At 63.5% G+C, this 18,846-nt stretch carries 18 protein-coding genes and 1 riboswitch; of the genes, 9 read left to right on the top strand and 9 right to left on the bottom strand.

From position 1 onward, the window contains the following. The 8 genes from EOC93_RS01600 to dhaL all read left to right on the top strand — a co-directional run. Nucleotides 1-228, top strand: a 228-nt coding sequence (locus EOC93_RS01600; protein WP_281033095.1) for a nucleotide-binding domain containing protein, incomplete at its 5' end; no start/stop codon positions are given. 169 nt (nucleotides 229-397) lie between these two features. After that, nucleotides 398-1,282 carry an AraC family transcriptional regulator gene (locus EOC93_RS01595; protein ID WP_126103386.1) on the top strand — a complete coding sequence of 295 codons (885 nt, stop codon included), beginning with the start codon at nucleotides 398-400 and terminating at the stop codon, nucleotides 1,280-1,282. A 90-nt stretch (nucleotides 1,283-1,372) separates the two neighbouring features. Next, entirely contained in the window at nucleotides 1,373-2,032 is a 660-nt protein-coding gene (locus tag EOC93_RS01590; RefSeq protein ID WP_127203685.1) for a 2Fe-2S iron-sulfur cluster-binding protein, read from the top strand. A gap of 3 nt (nucleotides 2,033-2,035) precedes the next feature. After that, nucleotides 2,036-3,022: a xanthine dehydrogenase family protein subunit M gene (locus EOC93_RS01585; RefSeq protein WP_127203684.1), complete on the top strand. Its 987-nt coding sequence runs from the start codon at nucleotides 2,036-2,038 to the stop codon at nucleotides 3,020-3,022. Nucleotides 3,023-3,031: 9 nt separating this feature from the next. After that, on the top strand, nucleotides 3,032-5,320 hold the full coding sequence (locus tag EOC93_RS01580; RefSeq protein ID WP_127203683.1) for a xanthine dehydrogenase family protein molybdopterin-binding subunit: 2,289 nt from the start codon (nucleotides 3,032-3,034) through the stop codon (nucleotides 5,318-5,320). Nucleotides 5,321-5,449: 129 nt separating this feature from the next. Further along, nucleotides 5,450-5,596, top strand: a riboswitch (FMN riboswitch). A gap of 76 nt (nucleotides 5,597-5,672) precedes the next feature. Continuing rightward, nucleotides 5,673-6,146, top strand: a complete 474-nt coding sequence (locus EOC93_RS01575) for a 6,7-dimethyl-8-ribityllumazine synthase (protein WP_126103390.1) — start codon at nucleotides 5,673-5,675, stop codon at nucleotides 6,144-6,146. A gap of 75 nt (nucleotides 6,147-6,221) precedes the next feature. Beyond that, nucleotides 6,222-7,229, top strand: coding sequence for a dihydroxyacetone kinase subunit DhaK (locus EOC93_RS01570; RefSeq protein ID WP_127203682.1), 1,008 nt, complete (start codon nucleotides 6,222-6,224; stop codon nucleotides 7,227-7,229). Nucleotides 7,230-7,240: 11 nt separating this feature from the next. Continuing rightward, entirely contained in the window at nucleotides 7,241-7,879 is a 639-nt protein-coding gene (gene dhaL / locus EOC93_RS01565; RefSeq protein ID WP_095484014.1) for a dihydroxyacetone kinase subunit DhaL, read from the top strand. Between the two features lie 98 nt (nucleotides 7,880-7,977). On the opposite strand, the gene EOC93_RS01560 is transcribed toward dhaL, so the two are convergent. From EOC93_RS01560 to EOC93_RS01545, 3 genes are all read right to left on the bottom strand, one after another. Then, entirely contained in the window at nucleotides 7,978-8,421 is a 444-nt protein-coding gene (locus EOC93_RS01560) for an RpiB/LacA/LacB family sugar-phosphate isomerase (protein ID WP_095483850.1), read from the bottom strand. A gap of 38 nt (nucleotides 8,422-8,459) precedes the next feature. Beyond that, nucleotides 8,460-9,218, bottom strand: coding sequence for a triose-phosphate isomerase (locus tag EOC93_RS01555; RefSeq protein ID WP_127203681.1), 759 nt, complete (start codon nucleotides 9,216-9,218; stop codon nucleotides 8,460-8,462). 109 nt (nucleotides 9,219-9,327) lie between these two features. Further along, the gene (locus tag EOC93_RS01545; RefSeq protein WP_127203680.1) at nucleotides 9,328-10,095 is read right to left on the bottom strand and encodes a DeoR/GlpR family DNA-binding transcription regulator; all 768 of its coding nucleotides are present in this window, start codon (nucleotides 10,093-10,095) and stop codon (nucleotides 9,328-9,330) included. 290 nt (nucleotides 10,096-10,385) lie between these two features. On the opposite strand from EOC93_RS01545, the gene fba reads away from it, so the two are divergent. After that, the gene (gene fba, locus EOC93_RS01540; protein WP_095483847.1) at nucleotides 10,386-11,450 is read left to right on the top strand and encodes a class II fructose-bisphosphate aldolase; all 1,065 of its coding nucleotides are present in this window, start codon (nucleotides 10,386-10,388) and stop codon (nucleotides 11,448-11,450) included. A 43-nt stretch (nucleotides 11,451-11,493) separates the two neighbouring features. On the opposite strand, the gene EOC93_RS01535 is transcribed toward fba, so the two are convergent. From EOC93_RS01535 to EOC93_RS01510, 6 genes are read right to left on the bottom strand one after another with little or no spacing between them, the layout of a single operon-like run. Continuing rightward, nucleotides 11,494-12,435 carry a TIM barrel protein gene (locus EOC93_RS01535; protein WP_127203679.1) on the bottom strand — a complete coding sequence of 314 codons (942 nt, stop codon included), beginning with the start codon at nucleotides 12,433-12,435 and terminating at the stop codon, nucleotides 11,494-11,496. Then, the gene (locus tag EOC93_RS01530) at nucleotides 12,435-13,952 is read right to left on the bottom strand and encodes a glycerol-3-phosphate dehydrogenase (RefSeq protein WP_127203678.1); all 1,518 of its coding nucleotides are present in this window, start codon (nucleotides 13,950-13,952) and stop codon (nucleotides 12,435-12,437) included. Before EOC93_RS01530 ends, EOC93_RS01535 begins: the two co-directional genes overlap by 1 nt. A 48-nt stretch (nucleotides 13,953-14,000) precedes the next feature. Further along, nucleotides 14,001-15,041, bottom strand: a complete 1,041-nt coding sequence (locus EOC93_RS01525) for a 2-hydroxyacid dehydrogenase (RefSeq protein WP_127203677.1) — start codon at nucleotides 15,039-15,041, stop codon at nucleotides 14,001-14,003. A 10-nt stretch (nucleotides 15,042-15,051) separates the two neighbouring features. Continuing rightward, entirely contained in the window at nucleotides 15,052-16,605 is a 1,554-nt protein-coding gene (locus EOC93_RS01520; RefSeq protein WP_127203676.1) for an FGGY-family carbohydrate kinase, read from the bottom strand. Further along, nucleotides 16,605-17,729 carry an ABC transporter ATP-binding protein gene (locus EOC93_RS01515; protein WP_127203675.1) on the bottom strand — a complete coding sequence of 375 codons (1,125 nt, stop codon included), beginning with the start codon at nucleotides 17,727-17,729 and terminating at the stop codon, nucleotides 16,605-16,607. The genes EOC93_RS01520 and EOC93_RS01515 overlap by 1 nt, the downstream gene beginning before the upstream one ends. Then, nucleotides 17,726-18,844: an ABC transporter ATP-binding protein gene (locus EOC93_RS01510; protein WP_127203674.1), complete on the bottom strand. Its 1,119-nt coding sequence runs from the start codon at nucleotides 18,842-18,844 to the stop codon at nucleotides 17,726-17,728. The genes EOC93_RS01515 and EOC93_RS01510 overlap by 4 nt, the downstream gene beginning before the upstream one ends. Nucleotides 18,845-18,846 lie beyond the last annotated feature (2 nt).

Below are 18,846 nucleotides of genomic sequence, written 5' to 3'. Positions count from 1 at the left end.
TTGCAGCGCGGGGTCAACGCCGGCGGCGACCCGTCGAGCCACGCACTCGGCCAGATGGGCGTCGATGCGCTGACGGTGCGGATGCCGCTGCCCGCCTCGCCGGGCTCGCCGCTTTGCGTCGCCCACTCGCGCGTCAAGGCAATCGAAGGACTGGAGGTCGCTCTCAAGGGCGGGCAGGTCGGAACCGATCGCTATTTCTGCGCCATCCGCGATGGGCTCGGCGGTTGACAGAAGGCGCGCTGGATTTGACCGATCTCACGACTTCTTGAACACTGCCCGGTTACCAACGCGCGATGCCTGTCCCACATAAACCGCCGTATGCGTAGCGGCGGGGCGGCGCACAACGCTCAATCCGGGGCTGGCCACGGCTCCGCGAGTGAACCAGCGGGATGCCGCGATGTCATTCAGACCGTTGCTTGGTGACGGACGGGTTCGGAGCCAGGAAGAGACGTCGGAGCCCCTGCAAACCGCGTCATGGGGTAGCTCCTCGATCGTTTTCGACAATCGGCGATGGGCATGCCGGGAGGCGGAGCTCCGCTGGACAGCCCCTCATCATCTGATCGTGCTGACCGAAGAAGGCGGAACGTCCCACACATCTATCCGGCACGAGGCAAGATCCCTCTACGACGGGATGGACCGGCCCGGAGCCCTCACCTTCGTCCCCGCAGGCGCGGAGCGGCTCGGCTTCTATCGCGATGTAAACCTCTCCTACTCAGCCTTGTGGATCGATCCCGATATCGGGCTTCCCGGATGCGAACGCCTGAGAGACCTGCCGATCCTGGTGAACAAGAAAGACGTAGTCGTCGCCACGCTTCTGAGTTCGCTTCGCGACGAGATGGCACTCGGCCACAAGCCGGACTCTGCCTATGTCGAGCATCTGGTCGCCCTCGTCAGCCTCCGCGTGGCCAACCTGAACCGGGAGCAACACCCGCCTATACGTCACGGCTGTCTCAGCCGTCGGGCGCTTGGTCGAGTTCGGGCTTATATCGATGCACATATGAACTCCGACATTTCGCTAAGCGAGCTGGCAGCCGTCGCGGGAATGGCCGTCGACAGTTTTGCGCGCCGATTCAAAGCGACGACCGGCCTTGCGCCCTATGCCTATGTGATCGAGGAACGCGTGCGGCGAGCCGAGATGCTGCTGCGCGAAACGGGTTTGTCGATCGGTACCATTGCCTTTCGCCTCGGCTTTTCAAGCCAGAGCCACTTCACCACGACCTTCCGGCGCCTCAGGGGCATGACGCCTCGGGTCTATCGGGTGAATTCTTCTCCGGAATTCTGACATTGCCGCCGATTTCTTGAAAGAAAGCCGCCGCGCGCATCCCCAGCTCCAGTGTCGACGGGTGACAGAACTGCGACTGGGAGATCATGCATGGCCAAAACAGACAACAGGAGCGGGCCGACGCGTCGAACGGTGCTGGAGGGCGGGGTGGCGACCGGCGTGCTCCTGGCTACCGGTATACCGGTCGACGCAGAGCCGGCCGACACCGTCACGGCGGTCGCCTCTACGACGCCGGTACCGACGATGCCGATGTCCCTACGGATCAACGCTAGGGATCTTGCCGTCGAGCTCGACCCGCGGACGACGCTGCTCGATGCGCTGCGCAACCATCTCGGCCTCACCGGCTCGAAGAAAGGCTGCGACCACGGCCAGTGCGGCGCATGCACGGTGCTCGTCGATGGGCGCCGGATCAATTCCTGCCTGACGCTTGCCGCAATGCATGAGGGCGACGAGATCACCACGGTCGAGGGCCTTGCCGAGGGTGACCGGCTGCATCCGGTGCAGGCCGCCTTCGTCGCCCGCGATGGTTTCCAGTGCGGCTACTGCACGCCGGGCCAGATCTGCTCCGCTGTCGGCATGCTGGGCGAGGCCAAGGCCGGCTGGCCGAGCCATGCGAGCGCCGACGTAGCGGCGGCTTCCGTCGCTCTCACCGATGCCGAGATCCGCGAGCGGATGAGCGGCAACATCTGCCGTTGTGCCGCTTATCCGAACATTGTCGCTGCAATCCGCGACGCGGCAGAGGAGGCGTGAGCAATGCAATCCTTCACTTATGAACGTGCGGCAAGTGCCGAGCAGGCAGCCGCCGCGGTTGCGGCCCGACCGGACGCCAAGTTCATCAGCGGCGGCACCAACCTGCTCGACCTGATGAAGCTCGAGATCGAGCGCCCAGCGCATCTTGTCGACATCAGCCGGCTGCCGCTCGATCGGATCGAGGAGACGGCGGAAGGCGGGCTTCGGGTCGGCGCCCAGGTCCGCAACAGCGATCTCGCCGCCGATCCGCGGGTGAGGTCACGCTACCCGATGCTCACGCAAGCGCTGCTGGCGGGAGCGTCCGGCCAGATACGCAACAAGGCCTCGACCAGCGGCAATCTCCTGCAACGCACGCGCTGCCCCTATTTCTACGACCGCAACATGCCTTGCAACAAGCGCGAGCAGGGCTCGGGCTGCGCGGCGCTTCAGGGCTTCAACCGTATGCATGCCGTGCTCGGCGCGAGCGAAGCCTGCATCGCGGTCCATTCCTCGGATATGGCGGTCGCCATGTCCGGGCTCGACGCCATGATCGAGACCATATCGCCCGGCGGCGAGACCCGCACGATCCCGATCGGTGATTTCCATCGATTGCCCGAGGCGACGCCCCATGTCGAGACCGTGCTCGGCCACGGCGAGATGATCGCCGCGGTCACCCTGCCGTCCCCGCCGCCCGGCCGGCAGGTTTACCGCAAGGTGCGCGACCGTGCCTCCTACGCCTTCGCGCTGGTGTCGGTGGCGGCAATCGTCGAGACGAGGGGCGATCGTATCCGAAGCGCGCGAATCGCCATGGGCGGCGTGGCCGCGAAGCCCTGGCGCGCGACGGAGGCGGAGCGGACGCTCGCAGGAGCGGCGGCGTCCGACGGCGCCTTTACCGACGCAGCCGAAGCCGCGCTCGCCGGAGCCGTCGGGCATGGCGGCAATGATTTCAAGATCCCGCTGGCGAAACGGACGATGCGGCACACGCTCGCTGCTGCCGCCGAGAGTGCGTGAGGTGACACGATGACAGAGACGAAGACCAGCGAGAACCGTCCTTCCGAACCACGCAATGGCGTCATCGGGCGGCCGATCGACCGCATCGACGGTCCGCTCAAAGTGAGAGGCGGTGCCACCTACGCCTACGAGAATGCGCTGGATGGTACAGCCTATGGCTATATTCTCGGCGCCGCCGTCGCCAAGGGGCGCATCGCCGAGATCGACACGGCCGAAGCCGAACGGGCGCAGGCAGTGCTGCTCGTCATGACGCACCGGAATGCGCCGGCCCAGCCGGATTTCGGCCCGGCGGTCACGCCGACCGTGCCGGAGGTCTTCACACGCGCCCGGCCCGCGCTCAACAGCGAGCGGGTGCGATATTACGACGAGCCCGTCGCGCTTGTTGTCGCGGAGACGTTCGAGGCGGCCCGCGCTGCTGCGGGCCTCATCAAAGTGCGCTACGACGAGGCGCCGGGCGTCTATGATTTACCGGGACATAAGGCCGACGCCTACGCACCAAAACGGACCAATGCCGGCTTCGAGACCGACAGCGTGATTGGCGATTTCGAGAGCGCCTTTGCGGCGGCTCCGGTCAAGATCGATGCTACTTACCGGACCCCCTTCGAACATCACAATCCGATGGAGCCCCATGCGACGCTCGCCGCCTGGTCAGGCAACGAGCTGACGATCCATACATCGGCGCAGACTTTAGCGAACTTCCGGGCGGGAGTCGCCAGCACGCTTCGCATCCCGCCCGAGCGTGTGCGCATCGTGAGCCCCTTCATCGGCGGAGGCTTCGGCTCCAAGCTGATTGCCCATGCCGATACGATCCTGGCCGCGCTTGCAGCGCAGGTTCTGAAGCGCCCGGTGAAGATTGCGCTGACGCGACAACAGATGTTCGCCAATGCCGGTCACCGCGCAGAGATGATCCAACAGGTACGTCTCGGCACGGACACCGACGGGCGGCTCACCGGGATCGCGCACGATGTCTGGTCCGCAACGTCCAGCTTCGAGGAGTACTGCGAGCAAACGGCAGTTTTTGCCCGCTCGCTCTATGCGGCGCCGAACCGTGTCACCCGTCATCGCCTGGTTCCGCTGGATATCAACCGCGGCGAATGGATGCGCTCGCCCGGCGAGGCGCCCGGCATGCTGGCTTTTGAATGCGCCGTGGATGAGCTCGCCGAGCGGCTCGGCCTGGACCCGATCGAACTCAGGATCCGTAACGAACCGGCACAGGATCCCGAGCGCGGCGTGCCGTTCTCCACCCGCAATCTCGTCGCCTGCATGAAAGAAGGCGCCCGCCGTTTCGGTTGGGAGCGGAGAAACCCGACACCGGGCCGCACCCGAGAGGGCCGGAAGCTCATCGGCTACGGCATGGCGGCGGCGATCCGTCCTAACTACATCGGCGCGGCGACGGCGCGGGTTGCGATCGACCGGGACGGTCGGGTGACGGCACGGCTCGACATGACCGATATTGGGACCGGCAGCTATACAATCCTGACCCAGATCGCGGCGGAGAGCCTCGGCCTGCCGATCTCGTCCATCAAAGTGGAGCTTGGCGACAGCCGCTTCCCACGTACCGCTGGCTCCGGCGGTTCCTGGGGCGCCGCAAGCGCGGGTTCGGCGCTGCATAACGCCTGCAACGCTCTCAAGGAACGAATCCTGGAGGCGGCGCAATCGAGCGAAGCCTCACCGTTACGTGGCGCAAACGCCACCGAGGCAAGCTATGCCAACGGCGAGGTCAGGGTCGGCCAGCGCTCGGCAAGCCTGGCCGATCTCATCCGAAGGATCGCTCCCGACGGGTTCGAGGCCGAAGGCTCCGTGGCCGCGGGCGCCGCCTCTGAGACATACAAGGCTTACTCGCAGCATTCCTATGGAGCGCATTTCGTTGAGGTCGCTGTCGATTGCGATACCGGTGAGATCCGCATGCGCCGGATGCTGGCTGTGATGGGCGCGGGCCGTATCCTCAACGCCAAGACCGCGCGCTCGCAAATCATCGGCGGCATGACCTGGGGGATCGGTGCAGCGCTGATGGAGCAGACGGTGCTCGACCCGCGCTACGGCCACTTCGTCAATCACGATCTTGCCGAGTATCATGTCCCGATCAACGGCGACGTCCCCGAGATGGAGGTCGTCTTCCTCGAGGAACATGACGACAAGGCCAATCCACTTGGCGCGAAGGGTCTGGGCGAGCTCGGCGTCTGCGGTGCGGGGGCTGCTGTCGCCAACGCCATTTACAACGCGACCGGCGTGCGAGTGCGTGAATTTCCCATCACCTTGGACAAGGTGCTGCCTGCCTTGCCCGTGATCGCCATTTGACGCTGTAAGTTGCCCGCGCCTCTCTTGCCCTCAAGGGTGACAAGGTCCGGAACGGATCGCTATTTCTGCGCCATCGGCGACGACGTCTGTGGTTGACAGCGCTGTCCGCCCCTTCCATACAAACATCGTCAATGTTCTCAGGGCGGGGTGAAAGTCCCCACCGGCGGTAAGGGTTTCGGCCCAAGCCCGCGAGCGCTTTCCGGTTAGCCGGAGGGGTCAGCAGATCCGGTGTGATACCGGAGCCGACGGTCACAGTCCGGATGGAAGAGAACGAACGGAAGACGGTCCGCTTTCGCGGTTCGGATTCCGTATCGTGCGTCCTGATTCTGGTTCGAAACGGAAGGATGGACCCATGAATCAGCATTCCCAGAAAGACTATGAAACAATCCGCGTTGCCGTCATTCGCGCGCGCTGGCACGCCGACATCGTCGACCAGTGCGTCGAGGCGTTCCAGGCCGAACTTGCGGTTCTTGGAGAGAAACGCTTTGCCGTCGATGTCTTCGATGTGCCGGGCGCCTATGAGATTCCTCTGCATGCAAAGACGCTTGCCGAGACCGGTCGCTATGCAGCGATCCTCGGTGCGGCCTTTGTCGTCAATGGCGGCATCTACCGGCATGAATTCGTGGCGAGCGCTGTCATCGACGGCATGATGAACGTGCAATTGTCGACCGGCGTGCCGGTGCTTTCGGCGGTGCTCACCCCGCACAACTACCATGACAGCGCGGACCACCACCGCTTCTTCTTCGAGCACTTCCAGGTCAAGGGCAAAGAGGCCGCCAATGCCTGCGTGCAGATCCTGGCCGCGCGCGAACGCATCGCCGCGTGAAATGTCCGTTCCCGGGTGGAAATCCCGGTAACACGCTGTACTATCTGCGAAAATACCGAAATCGGGAGGATGCAGGTGCAGACCAAGAAGATCATCAATGACGGCAACCGCACCGTCGACGATATGCTGGAAGGTATCCTGGCCGCGCATCCCCGCCATCTCAAAAGCGCTGAGGGAAGTCCGCGCTCCATCATCGCCCGCGATGGACCTCGCCAAGACAAGGTCGGCCTCGTCATCGGCGGCGGCTCGGGCCACGAGCCGACCTTCCTCGGTTTCGTCGGCAAGGGGCTGGCCGACGCGGCGGCGATCGGCAATGTCTTCGCCTCGCCACCGCCGGACCCGATCCTCGAATGCGCCAAGGCGGCCAGCGGCGGCGCCGGCGTGCTGTTCATGTATGGCAACTATGCCGGCGACGTGATGAATTTCGACATGGCCGCCGAGATGGCGGCGATGGATGACATCGAGGTGCGCACCGTGCTGACTACCGACGACGTGGCATCGGCGCCACGTGACCAGCGGCAAAAGCGGCGCGGTGTTGCCGGCAACTTCTTCATCTTCAAGGCTGCCGGTGCTGCCTGCGACCGGATGCTCTCATTCGATGAATGCGAGCGCATCGCCCGGAAAGCCAACGACCACACTTTCACCATGGGGGTGGCGCTGTCGCCCTGTTCGCTGCCGCAGACCCGCCGGCCGAATTTCGAGATCGGGCCGGACGAGATGGAGATCGGCATGGGCATCCATGGCGAGCCGGGCATTGCGCGCGGAAAACTGAAAACAGCCGACGAGATCACCGACGAGATGCTGGACAAGATCTTCGACGAGATGGCGCCGGCACGTGGTGACAAGGTCGCCGTGCTCGTCAATTCGCTCGGCTCGACGCCGCTGATGGAACTCTACATCATGAACCGGCGCGTGAAGCGTCGGCTGGATGACATCGGCGCGTCAATTCACGCGACCTGGGTCGGCAATTATTGCACCTCGCTCGAAATGGCCGGCGCCTCGCTGACGCTGATGCATCTCGACGACGAATTGCAAACGATGCTCGACCATCCTTGCGACTGCGCCATGTTCCGCGCCGGCTGAAAGCAGCATCCATGACATCCATCGACACAGCCGGCTTGAAAACTATGTTCGATGCGATCGCGGTGGCGATCGAAGCCGACAAGGACAGGCTCTGCCAATTAGACGGTGTCATCGGCGACGCCGATCATGGCATCGCCATGGCGCTCGGCTTTGGCGCAGTGCGCGATGCGCTCGCTTTGCTGGACCTCGCGGCGACCGAGCCGACAGCTCTCCTCAACACCGCGGCGAAATCGTTCCTCAACGCCGTCGGCGCTTCGTCAGGTCCGCTCTATGCGACGGCCTTCATGCGTGGTGCGGCTGCCGTCAAGGGCAAGACGACCTTGGCGGGTGCCGATTTCATCGCCCTGTTCCAGGCGATGGCGCAAGGCATCCAGGATCGCGGCAAGGCCGAGATCGGCGAGAAGACGATGGTCGACGCCTGGCTGCCGGCGGCGCAAGCAGCGGCGGCCGCGCATGCCTCAGGCAAGACCCTGTCCGAAAGTCTCGCAGCGGCGCTTCAAGCAGCCGAACGGGGCGCCGAGGCGACCAAGGAGATGATCGCCGCGAAGGGCCGCTCGTCGCGGCTCGGCGAGCGATCGCTCGGGCATATGGACCCCGGCGCCGCATCGGCCGTCACCGTGATTGGCGCGATGCGGAAAAGCCTGGGTTAGAGCAATTCCAGGAAAAGTGTGAAACGGTTTTCCGTCCGGAATTGCGCAAAAACAAAGAGATAGAGCGGTTCGGCGTTTCCGTGAAACGATGAAGCGCTCTAGCCCAGCTTCGCTGCGTCGAGCCTGTCGATCGCCTGGACATTGCCGGCCGATGGTCCCTTTTCGTCGAACTCCGATGCGAGCCAGGCGTCGACGATCGACTTGGCCAGTTCCGGGCCGATGACGCGGGCGCCCATGGTGATGATCTGGGCATTGTTGGATTTCGCCGCGCGCTCGGCGGAGTAGGTGTCGTGGGTGAGTGCTGCGCGAATGCCGGGCACCTTGTTGGCCGAGATGGAAACGCCGATGCCGGTGCCGCAAAACAGGATGCCGCGATCGTTCTCGCCGTCGAGGATGGTCTGGGCGAGCTTCTGCGACAGGTCGGCATAGTAGCCGGCCTGGCTGAGGTCGCTGACGGCGAGGCCGGGTTTGGTGGCGAGATGCGCGGCAATGACGTCGAGCAGCGGCTTGCCGGCGCTGTCGGCTCCAATGGCTATTTTCATGGTCGTGTCCTTTCCTGACTGAATGCTTTTAGATTGGTTCAGATCGCCGCCGAGGCGCGTCCGAGGATGTCGATATAGCCTTCCGCCTGCCAGGCGGAGCGGCCGATGAAAAGCCCGTCGATATGGGGTTGGCCGATTAGTTCGGCGGCATTTTGCGGATTGACGCTGCCGCCATAAAGCACCGGCGGTATGGCCGGCAGAAGATCGCTGGCGATCTTCTTGATCAGCGCCTGCTGCCGGCCGGCATAGTCAGAGCTTGCCGGAATGCCTTTGTCGCCGATCGCCCAGACCGGCTCGTAAGCAAACAGGATTTTTTCTCCCCTTGCCTCGCCTTCGAGGAATTGCAATGCGCCTTGCACCTGCGCGGTCAGCACTGCATTGGCCCGCCCGTCTTCGCGCTCGGCAAGCGTCTCGCCGACGCAGATCAGCGGTATCAAACCATGCTTCACCGCCGCTGCGGTCTTGAGGCCGACCGCATTGTCGGTCTCGCCGAAATGTTCGCGCCGTTCGCTATGGCCGAGCTCGACGAGGTCGAGCCCGCAATCCGTCAGCATCACCGGCGAGATCTCCCCGGTCCAGGCTCCGGCGTCAGCCCAGTGCATGTTCTGGGCACCGACCTTGACCCGCGTTGTCGCCAACGCCTTCTTGACCTCGCGGACCGCCGTGAAGGGCGGGATGACGAAGGGTTGGATGCGGTCGTCGAAACCGGGGACGAACCCCGCCAGCGCCTTGGCGAATTCAGTCGCCTCGGCAAGCGTCTTGTTCATTTTCCAGCTTGTGCCGACCCAGTAAACCATGCGTCCTCCTTCTAGAGCCTGTTCCATCCCGCGTAGCGGATGGGGCTCTATCTTCTTCTTTGACCATGATCTTTTCCGAAAACCGGTTCCCACTTTTCGGGATCATGGTCTAGTCCTTCTCGACTAGTGTTAGCGAAACGCCGGCGCCATCCAACACCTCGCGCATCTGGGGTTCCAGTTCGCGACCTGTGAAGACGGCGTCGAACGCCTTGAGATCGGTCAGGAAATGCAGCGCCGTGCGGCCGAACTTACCGTGATCGACCAGCAGATATTTACGCGCGGCGGCGGCCATCATCAGCCGCTTGGTATGGACCACTTCCTGGTCCTGGTGGAAGGCGGAAGCGCCGTGGATAGCCGACGACGACAGGAAGGCCACATCGGCGCGCAACGATCTCAACGTGTCCTCGGCAAGCAGGCCGAAGAAACCGTGAAACTTCTTGCTGTACTGGCCACCGAGCGCGATCAGGGTGATCCCGCCAACGCCTGCCAGATCCTGTATGACGGCCAGATTGTTTGAGATCACCGTCAGCGGGCGGAGATCCGCAAGGTGGCGCGCAATGCCGCCGGCGGTCGAGCCGTCGTCGATGATCACCGTCTGGCCCGGCTCGATCATCGCCACCGCGGCAGCCGCCAGGCGCTGCTTCTCCTCACCGGCCTGCTTCTGACGGTAGCGGAAATCGCTTTCGAACAGGCCGCTCGGCTGGATCGAGGCACCGCCGCGCACCTTGCGCAGGAAGCCGCTTTCCTCGAGTTCGTCGAGGTCGCGATGGACGGTCATCTTCGATACACCGAAGCGCGTGGCAAGGTCATCGACGCTGGCCGTGCCAGTATCCATCAGAAAATCCATGATGCCTTGCCGCCGGCCGTCGCTCTTCATTGTCCAGCCTGTTCCCTGAATCCGGCTCGTTGCGAGTCCACCGTGGCGGAAACGGCGAGCCACAGCCATTATAACAGAGTAAATCGCATATGCGTCAAATTTTTTGTGATGATGTTACATTTCTTTGGGATATTACTCGCTTCTGATTGCTGTCCTGTAACAAGAATTGCTCCCGGCGCCTTGGCCAAAGGTTGCGGTTCTCTGGAAATCCGGCCAGAAGCATCATGGGCTGAACGACGACAGGACGGCTCGCAACCATAGGCTTGAAACCAAATACGGGAGACTATTGGGTGGCTCGCATCACATTGAGACAATTGCTCGACCATGCCGCCGAACACGGCTATGGCGTGCCTGCGTTCAACATGAACAATATGGAACAGGGCCTCGCCATCATGGAGGCCGCCGAGGAGACCAAATCGCCTGTCATCCTGCAGGCGAGCCGCGGCGCCCGCGCATATGCCAACGATGTCGTGCTGGCCAAGCTGATCGACGCGCTGGTCGAAATCCATCCCGATATCCCGGTCTGCATGCATCTCGACCACGGCAACAACGAGGCGACCTGCGTGACCGCGATCCAGTACGGCTTCACCTCAGTGATGATGGACGGGTCGCTGAAGGAAGACGGCAAGACGCCGGCCGATTACGATTATAATTCGGGCATCACGCGGCGCGTCGTCGACATGGCGCACTGGGGCGGCGTATCGGTGGAAGGCGAGATCGGCGTTCTCGGGTCCCTGGAGATGGGCGGCGGCGAACAGGAAGACGGCCACGGCGTCGAAGGCGCCGTCAGCCACGACCAGTTGCTGACCGATCCGGAGCAGGCGGTGCAGTTCGTCAAGGACACGCATGTCGATGCGCTGGCCGTCGCCATGGGCACCAGCCACGGCGCCTACAAGTTCTCGCGCAAGCCGGACGGCGCGGTTCTGGCCATGAACGTGATCGAGGAGATCCATCGCCGGCTGCCGAACATGCACTTGGTCATGCACGGCTCGTCGTCGGTGCCGGAAGAGCTGCAGGAGATCATCAACAAATATGGCGGCCAGATGAAGCCGACCTGGGGCGTGCCGGTCGAGGAGATCCAGCGCGGCATCAAGCACGGCGTGCGCAAGATCAACATCGACACCGACAACCGCATGGCGCTGACCGGCGCGATCCGCAAGGTGCTGACTGAGAACCCGAGCGAATTCGACCCGCGCAAATATCTGACGCCGGCAATGGCCGCGATGAGGAAGCTGTGCAAGGAGCGCTTCGAGCAGTTCGGCACTGCCGGCAACGCTCCCAAGATCAAGCCGCTGCCGGTCTCGGAAATGGCCAAGCGCTACAAGTCGGGCAGCCTCGATCCGAAATTCGGCTGACGTATTCTGGTTCTGAACAGGAGCCGCATCGGCTCCTGTTCATCTATCCTGCTCGCGGCAGGAGAGCGGCTCTGCCGGTCTCGATAAACGGCGCCCAGTAGTCGACCGACTCGCGGATCATGGCGACGACCTGATGGTCGACCGGCTCGCGTTCGCGAAACGACAATTCCAGGCAGATCTCGTTGTCGACGCCGCCGCCGCGGCGAACCGTCTCCAGGAATTTTTCCGGTGTGATGCGGCCGTCCTTGTTGTAGGCGGCAATGAACGGCCAATGACCGCCCTTATTCATCGAGGACTGCTTGATGTGGATGATCGGCGATACTTTGGGAAACGCTTCGGCCCAGGCATAGGGATCGATGTCTTCCGGATTGCTCGACGTGACGTCGCCATGGTCGATATCGACCATCATCTCCATCGGGATGGCCATGCCGGCTGCTTCGATCTCGCTCTGCAGGGCCCGGCAGCTCTCGATCGTGTGGCCGAATTCACGGCCGACCGACATCGGCTCCCAGAAGAGGTAGCTCAAACCGGCCGCCTTGGCATGCTCGGCAACCTCGCGCCAGCATTCCAGCGCGATGTCGAAAAGCCGCGCGCGACGCTCCGGATTGTCGAAATCCCTGTGCGTGAAGATCGCAAACTGCGTGCCCATGCCGCTGGCGCCGAGCTCGGCGGAAATATCGGCAAAGGTCTTGAACCAATCGACATAGTAGCGGCGCACATCGGCGTCAGGGTGGCCGAAATGATTGAGCCTGCCGTAGGGGCCGGTCATCCCCGACGTCACGCGCACACCGGTGCGGTCGAGCGCGGCGCGGAACAGGTGGAGGAATTTCGAGATCGTCGCCGCCGGCCAGCCGGGATTGACGAATTCATGCGTCAGCTGCACGTCTCTGATGCCGATGTCGTAAGCGATCGCATCGATCAGATCGTCCGGTTCGGCAAAGCGATTGACCAGCGGATTGGTGTTGAGGGAAAGCGTAAAGGCCATCAGCTTGCTTTCACCAGCCGGCTCGCGCACCAGTCCTCGAAAGTGGTTCTTTCTGCGGCGGACAGATGCAGCGCATGCTTGGTGCGCCGTTCGAGAATATCGGCTGATGTCAGCGCCCATTCGTGCTCGAACAAATAATTGGCTTCGCGTTCGAAGAAATCCTTACCGAAGCACCGCCCCAGGTCGGTGAGCGACTGGGCCGCACCGACCAGAACCCGCGTCCTGGTGCCGTAGAGCCGGCCATAGTGCTTGACCAGCGACGCCGGCATCCAGGGATATTCGCGGCCGAGATCGCCGAGAAACTGCTCGAAGTCGGCGTTGGTGATATCGCCACCCGGCAGATAGCTTTTCGACGTCCATGGCTTGCCCATTTTCGGAAAGAACGGGGCGATCTTGTCCAGCGCGTGCTCGGCCAATTTGCGGAAGGTGGTGATCTTGCCGCCGAAGACGGAGAGCAGCGGCGCCTGCCCGGCCGATGCGTCAAGCTCGAAAATATAGTCGCGCGTCACCGCGCTCGGATTGTCGGCGTTGTCGTCATAGAGCGGCCTGACGCCCGAAAACGAGTAAATGACATCGCTGCGGGCAAGCCCGCGTTTGAAGTAGCGGTTGACCACCTTGATCAGGTAGTCGACCTCGCTGGCATCCGCCGCTACGTCTTCCGGCCGCCCATCATAGGGAATGTCGGTGGTGCCGATCAGCGCCAGATCGTTCTGGTAAGGATTGATGAAGATAACGCGCTTGTCGCTGTTCTGGACGAGATAGGCCTGCCGCCCTTCCCAGAATTTCGGCACGACGATGTGGCTGCCCTTGACCAGGCGCACGTTCCGCTTGGAATTCTGGCCGGCCACGCGGTTGATGATATCATTGACCCACGGCCCGGCGGCGTTGATCAGCGCCCGCGCCCGAACCGTGGTCCTGACGCCGGTTCGGCTGTCGCGCATCTCGACCGACCACAGGTCGTTTTCACGGCGGGCGGCGGTGCAGGCGGTTCGCGTAAAGACCTTGGCTCCGCGCTCCGCCGCATCGAGCGCATTGATGATGACGAGACGGGCGTCGTCGACCCAGCAGTCGGAATATTCGAAACCGCGCTTGAACGCGTCCTTGATCGGCGCGCCTTCGGGCGCGGTGCGCAGGTTGAGCGTTCGGGTGCCCGGCAGCCGCTTGCGGCCGCCGAGATGATCGTAGAGGAACAGGCCGAGCCGGACCAGCCAGGCCGGCCGGTCGTCAGGGCTGTGCGGCAGCACGAAGCGCATCGGCCAGATGATGTGGGGAGCGGATTCGAGCAGCACTTCGCGCTCGATCAACGCCTCGCGCACCAGCCGGAACTCGTAATATTCGAGATAGCGCAGGCCGCCATGGACGAGCTTTCCGGATCGCGAACTGGTGCCTTCGGCAAGATCGTCTTTTTCGCACAGAATGACAGAAAGGCCGCGGCCGGCTGCGTCGCGCGCGATGCCGGCGCCGTTGACACCGCCGCCGATGACGAAGAGGTCGACGATTTCAGTGGCGCCGCTCATCTCGCCGGATCCTCTATGCGTAACAGGTACTTCATGGCTGCTGCGCTTTCAGCATGGATTGATAGGCGGAAGACCGGCGATAAAGCGACGCACCTCTTCGGCGGCCTGCTCGGCGGCATAGGTCACCGTGCGCACCGAGGCACCGGCGATATGCGGCGTCAACGTGACGTTCGGAAGCTGCAGCAGCGGCCAGTCGGCAGGCACCGGCTCGACCGCGAACGTCTCCAGCATGGCGCTGCCGATGTGTCCCGAGACGAGAGCATCGTAAAGCGCGTCGTAGTCGACCAGCGGCCCACGCGCGGTGTTGATGAAGATCACCCCGGGTTTCATCCGCGCGATGGTGTCCTTGTTGATCAGCCCGCGGGTCTCTTCGGTTACTCGGGAATGAAGCGTGACCACATCTGAGCGGGACAGGAGATCGTCGAGCGCGACTAACTCGACGCCGGCATTGCGGTCTTCGGCGCTCAGTTGCACATAGGGATCGGACACCAGGATGCGGCATCCGAAGGCGCGCAGCAGGCGGACCAGCCTGGTGCCGATGTTGCCATAGCCGATGACGCCGACAGTCATTTCGTTGAGCTCGCGGCCGGTGCGGTCGGCCCGGTAGAGATCGCCGCGCCATTCCCCCTTGCGCAAGGCTTCGTGCCCGACCCGGATCAGTCGCGTCTCGGCAAGGATGGCACCGATGGTGAACTCGGCCACAGCACTCGCATTGCGTCCCGGCACGTTGACGACGGTGATGCCGTGGGCCTTGGCGGCGGCCATGTCGATGTTGATCGGGCCACCGCGCGATACCGCAACCAGCTTCAGCGTGGGCAGGCGTTGCATCATGGTCTCGGAGAGCGGCGCAAGCTGGGTGACGAATATTTCGGCGTCGCCGATGAAATCGACCACCTCGTCCGGATCGCCAAAATACTCCTTGACCTTGTCGAGGCCGAGCGCCGCATTGCCGAATTCCATCGGCTCGTCGGGCCAGGCCGCCTCAAGGGTACGGATATCGAGATTGTCGCCGCAGGCCTTCTCGATTTTCTCGCGAAACACTTCGGGAAGCATGAAGCGGTCGCCAATGATTGCAATCTTCTTACGCATGCTCGACTTCTCAGTTTGCCCTGGATGCGGCCATCGACCGCCAGACCGGCCGCAGCGCCTCGTGCGCCAATGTGTAGGACGGAACCGCCCGCTCGTAGATCGCGGCGAGTTTTGGGTCGCTCGGTTCCGCCGCACCAAGCAGTGGCGTGACCCATTCGCCGACGCATTCATCCATCGACTTGTATTGGCCGACGCAGACCGCAGCGATCATCGCGGCGCCCGCCGCACCGGCTTCCTCACGCTCGCTGGTGCGAATGGCGGCGCCGACGACAGCACCCAGGATCTTGCGCAGAGCCGGACTTCTGGCTGCACCGCCGGTCAGGCGAATTTCGCTCGGCAGCGGCCCCATGGCGGCATAGCAATCGCGTGCCGCGAAGGCCAGCCCCTCGAAAACTGCGCGGACCATATCGGAATAGCCGTGCCGTGACGAAATGCCGACGAAGCCGGCCCTGGCGTTGGCGTCGACGAACGGCCCCCGCTCGCCCGCCTCCGACACATAGGGCTGATAGAGCAGCGACGCCGGCTCCGATGACGATATCCATTCATCGACCAGCGCGATCATCTCGCCATTGGTGCGCGTTATGCCTTGCGAGGCGAGTATGCCGGAGGCCAGACCCAGGACCCAATCGATGTTGAGTGTCGCCGCCATGTTCGACTGCATCTGCGCAAAGACGCCGGGCACCGGCATCGTCATCGTGTAGCCGGTCGCGGCTTCGTTGAGCAGCACCTCGTCCGGCGTCTGCGCAAGGCGCATATGCATGCCGGTGGAGCCGATGATGGAGCAGCCGGGCTTGCGTTCGCGATCGAGCAGGCCGGCGCCGAGCGCGGTGCAGGCCACGTCGACATAGGCCAGCACCACCGGCGTACCGGAAAGCAGCCCGGTCGCTTCGGCAGCAGCTGCCGACAGGCCGGCGCTATGCCTGGTGCCGTCGACGATCGGTGGCAGCAAATGCCTGAGATCAGTGACACCGAGCACCTCAAGCACATCGTCGCTGTAACCGCGCGTGCGGAAGTCACCGAAGGTGAAGGTCCCTTCCGACGGGTCGGTGGCGCGCACGCCGGTCAGCTTGTAATAGAGCCAATCCTTGCAGTGGAACGCCGTCGCCGCCTTGCCAAGCATTTCGGGCATGTTGCGCTTCATGAAGGCGAACTGCGGTCCCTGCTGGCAGGCGGCCAGACCGCTGCCGGTCTTTTCGAAGCGCAGCCGATCCTCTGGTCGCGCACGGATCTCCTCGACGATCCCTGCAGAGCGCGCGTCGAGCCACAGCCAGCCTTTGGCGACCGGTTCACCGTCCTTGTCGATCAGCCAGGTGCCATCGCCCTGTCCGGTCACGGCAATCGCGATAGTGCGACTGGCGAGGTCCGGCACCTTGTCGGCAAGCTGGCGCAAGGTGGTCGCGGTATCGGCCCAGGTACGTGCCAGATCCTGCTCGGCGCCGCCGCCCGGCAACGTCTCATACCGGTTCGGCACCGCCGCTGCCGCGAGCTGCCGGCCCGCCGTGTCGAAGGCGACGGATTTGATGACAGACGTGCCGGCGTCGATGCCGATCAGCACATCCCGCATCAGGCAAGCTCCATGCCGTGCGAAATGGCCATACCGCTGGACTGATCGAAGACGTGCAGGTTTTTCGGATCGATGCTGATATTGATCGGCGCGCCAAGCTCCAGCCGAGTCCGGTCGTGTTCGACTAGGACGAGCGAGCCGCCGGCGAAATCCGCCGCTATATGCGTCTGGTCGCCGAGCCACTGGTTGGCCGAAACCGTGGCGGGCACGCCGTCCTTCGAGCGGCGAACCGCATAGGGCCTGATGCCGATGACGACCCGCTCCCGCTTGAGCAATTCGTCGCGAACCGAGCCGCTGAACGCGTCCTTGTCATAGTCGAGCGAAAGTCCGTCGGGCAGCCGCAGATTGATCTTGTCGGCAGCCGTGCCGACATAGGCCTCGAAGACATTCATCGGCGGCTCGCCGACGAAAGTGCCGGTGAATAGGTTGGCCGGCCGCTGCTTGAGCATGTCGGGCGTGTCGAACTGCTGCAGCACACCGCCTTCCATCACGGCGATCCGGTCGGCCAACGCGTTGGCCTCGGTCTGGTCGTGGGTGACCAGGATCGCGGTCAAACCGCGCTCCTTGATGAAGTGCTTGATGCGGCCGCGCAGCACGGCGCGAAGCTGCGGCTCGAGCTGGCCCATCGGTTCGTCCAGCAAATGCAGATCGGCCTGCCGGATCAGCGCCCGGCCGAGGCTGGCGCGCTGCTGCTGGCCGCCGGAGATGGAGCTCGGATAGCGCTCGAGAATATCCTCGATCTCGAGCAGCTTGGCGATGCTGGCAACCTTCGCGTCAACCTCGCTTTTCGGCAGTTTGGCAGCCTTCAGCGCAAACGCCATGTTCTCGCGCACGGTCAGCGGCGGGTAGAGCGAATAGCCTTCGAACGCCATCGCCACATTGCGCTTGACCGGCGCCAGCGTGTGCACCTTTCGGCCGGCAACCGAGATGGTGCCACGCGAGACCTCCTCGAAGCCGGCGATCATGCGCAAAATCGAGGTCTTGCCGCAACCGGACGAGCCGAGCAGGGCGACGATCTCGCCCTTGTCGATTGCGATCGTCAGGTTCTGGACGGCATGCACGCCCCTGTCGATCGGACCGTAGAACTTGTCGACGCCTGAAATGGCGAGTGCGCTCTGGCTCATGCCGCTTCTCCGCTGCGCAAATTGACGACGTTCTTCGAGCCGATGCGATCGCCGCTTGCACGATCGAACAGCAAGGCGCTTTTGCCGTCGACGGCGATATGGGCCCTGCCCTCGCTCTGACCCGGTGTTCCGGCCGGCCGCGAGACCAGGATTTCGCGGCCGCGCACGGTGCGCACGAGCGTGACGATCTTTTCGTTGAGCGGCGTCTCGGCCTCGACCGTCACCGGAATGGCGGCCGGCGTGCCTTCATCGACAAAGCTCAGCGCTTCCGGCCGCAAGCCGATCACGCAATCGTGGCCGACCGTCGCATCATAGGCGCCCGTCAGATGGACCTGGACGTTCGACAGGCCGACATAGATGCCCTTGGCATCGCGCGACGGCTTGACGTCGAGCAGGTTGATGGTTGGATCGCCAAACAGCCGCGCGATCTCGATGTTCGCCGGCTCACGATAGATCTGCTCGGGCGTGCCGAGCTGCTTGATGACGCCTTGCGACATCACCGCGATGCGATCGCCGAGCGCCATGGCCTCCTTATAGTCCTGGGTGACGTAGACGACGGTCGCGCCACGGTCGGCCAAAAGCCTTGGCAATTCGAGCCGCATTTCGAAGCGCAGTTTGGCATCGACGTTGCGTAGGGGATCGTCGAGCAGGAGCACCGGCGGCGAGCCGACCAGAGCGCGGGCGAGCGCGGTGCGCTGCTTCTGGCCGTTGGACAGCGCCCGTGGCTTGTGGCTGAGCACATGGCTGATCTTGAGCAGCTTGGCGACGCTTTGGACGCCCGCCTTGATCGCACTTTGCGACGAACGGCTGGCTTCCAGCGGTGTCGCAATATTGTCGAAGGCGGTCATGTGCGGAAACAGCGCGAAATTCTGGAACGCCATGCCGACGCCACGGAACTCGGCATCGAGGTCGGTCATGTCTTCGCCGCCGATGAAGATCTTTCCTTCATCGGGGTCGATGACGCCGGCGACCAGCCGCAGCAGCACTGTCTTGCCGGCGCCGGACGGTCCGAACAGGACCAGGGTTTCGCCGTCGGCGACGGTCAGTGACAGATTGTCGAGAACAGTCTGGCTCTTGTAGCGCTTGACGACGTTTCGCAGTTCGAGGCTGGCCATGA

Source organism: Mesorhizobium sp. M6A.T.Ce.TU.002.03.1.1 (assembly GCF_003997275.1).
GTDB lineage: Bacteria > Pseudomonadota > Alphaproteobacteria > Rhizobiales > Rhizobiaceae > Mesorhizobium > Mesorhizobium mediterraneum.
This window is presented reverse-complemented; position numbering and strand designations above follow the sequence as displayed.